Origin of the sequence: Lewinella sp. JB7, from assembly GCF_024297185.1 — a bacterium.
Classification (GTDB): domain Bacteria; phylum Bacteroidota; class Bacteroidia; order Chitinophagales; family Saprospiraceae; genus Neolewinella.
Genome location: NZ_JANCTD010000025.1, coordinates 1 through 2170 on the forward strand (window position 1 = coordinate 1; position 2170 = coordinate 2170).

The 2170-nt window shown below is 51.3% G+C and carries 2 tRNA genes and 2 rRNA genes; all 4 read left to right on the top strand.

The annotated features are described in order from the left end of the window. Positions 1-525 (top strand): 16S ribosomal RNA (locus tag NMA52_RS18625); the annotation flags it as partial. A 273-nt stretch (positions 526-798) separates the two neighbouring features. Next, positions 799-872: transfer RNA gene (locus NMA52_RS18630), tRNA-Ile, on the top strand. 6 nt (positions 873-878) lie between these two features. Continuing rightward, positions 879-952, top strand: a tRNA-Ala gene (locus tag NMA52_RS18635). 406 nt (positions 953-1358) lie between these two features. Then, positions 1359-2170: ribosomal RNA gene (locus tag NMA52_RS18640) — 23S ribosomal RNA — on the top strand; the annotation flags it as partial.

A 2170-nucleotide genomic window follows, 5' to 3' on the forward strand; every position in this document is an offset into this window, starting at 1 on the left:
CGTGAAAGCGATCTTCCCTTCGGGGCTGGACTCAAGGTGCTGCATGGCTGTCGTCAGCTCGTGCCGTGAGGTGTTGGGTTAAGTCCCGCAACGAGCGCAACCCCTATACTTAGTTGCCAGCATTTCGGATGGGGACTCTAAGTAGACTGCCCGTGTAAGCGGTGAGGAAGGTGGGGACGACGTCAAGTCATCATGGCCTTTATGCCCAGGGCTACACACGTGCTACAATGGTGCATACAGAGGGTAGCGAACTCGCGAGAGTAAGCCAATCTCAGAAAGTGCATCTCAGTTCGGATCGGAGTCTGGAACTCGACTCCGTGAAGGTGGAATCGCTAGTAATCGCGCATCAGCCATGGCGCGGTGAATACGTTCCCGGACCTTGTACACACCGCCCGTCAAACCATGGAAGCCGGAGGTGCCTGAAGACGGTGGCTGTTAAAAGAGCTGTCTAGGGTAAAATCGGTAACTGGGGTTAAGTCGTAACAAGGTAGCCGTACCGGAAGGTGCGGCTGGAATACCTCCTTTTCGAGACGACAAGACGGAGCGTGTTGCTGTATATGTTTTGACGTGTTGTAGCGAACAACTAGTGGCGTGTTGAGACCGGACGGTTCGTCCGGTGGAGCGATCGCTTTCGAGACCCGAAGGGTTCTGGTAGTAGTAGTTGATACTACGGCCGAACTCGCCTGCCTTGGTGTTAATTTAAAAATTGGCGCTCCATGATGATGGACCGCCCTTTTTATTAGTGAAAGCTAATGACCGGCTAAGTCAACCGTGACTTAGGTACTGTTTGAAATGTACAGTCCCGTAGCTCAGCTGGTTAGAGCGCTACACTGATAATGTAGAGGTCGGCAGTTCAAGTCTGCCCGGGACTACTTCCTGGGGGATTAGCTCAGCTGGCTAGAGCACCTGATTTGCATTCAGGAGGTCATCGGTTCGACTCCGATATCCTCCACCCAGAAACAGTAGCGTCGACTTCGGTCGGCATACTGCCTGCCATTTTAATAAGCGCGGCGCGCGATCGCTTCATACGGAAGCGGTTGACCGGTTCGACTCCGGCCTTATTACCAGCAACCCCCCGTGGGCCAATAGAGAATCATTAGCCTGAGTCTTTATCGCCGGCGGAAACTGAGGGGTTGGTGACGATCTTTGACAAGTTTGGATAAGAGAGCAACAGAAATTTTTAATGGATTTATGATCACATAAAGTCCGTTGCGAGAAATTCAATTTTATTTCTCAAGCGTCTGTTGGATATAATACTCATTAGTTTTAGGCAAGATTTAACGTTACGATTTTACTCGTTTCGGTTTCTAAGAAACTGGTCGGACTGACTTCCTCGGGAGTTGGTCGGGCTGAAGAATAGGAAGTGAACGAAGGGCGTACGGGGAATGCCTAGGCTCTCAGAGACGATGAAGGACGTGGTAAGCTGCGAAAAGCTAGGAGGAGGTGCAAACGACCGTTGATTCCTAGATGTCCGAATGGGGCAACCCACTGGATTGAAGATCCAGTACTTCCGCAAGGGAGAGGTAACCCGGGGAACTGAAACATCTAAGTACCCGGAGGAGGAGAAAATAATTTAATGATTCCGCAAGTAGTGGCGAGCGAACGCGGAAGAGCCCAAACCATTACGATACGTCGTAGTGGGGTTGTAGGACTTGTGTAATTCAATATCATTTAACTGGAACAGTTTTGGAAAAGCTGACCGTAGGGGGTGAAAGTCCCGTACAGGAATGATGGTGTTGATGACGAGTATCCTGAGTAGGGCGGGGCCGGAGAAACCCTGTCTGAATTTGCGGGCACCATCCCGTAAGGCTAAATACTCCTGAGAGACCGATAGCGAACCAGTACCGTGAGGGAAAGGTGAAAAGAACCGCGAGAAGCGGAGTGAAAAGACCCTGAAACCGTGCGCCTACAAGCGGTCGGAGTCCCGACTTAGGTTGGGATGACGGCGTGCCTTTTGCATAATGAGCCTACGAGTTACTCCTCACTACCGAGTTTAAGGTGTTCAGCACCGGAGGCGGAGCGAAAGCGAGTCTTAACAGGGCGATTAAGGTAGTGGGGGTAGACGCGAAACCTGGTGATCTACCCATGGGCAGGTTGAAGTTCCGATAGTCTCGGAATGGAGGACCGAACCGGTAAACGTTGAAAAGTTTTCGGATGACCTGTGGGTAGG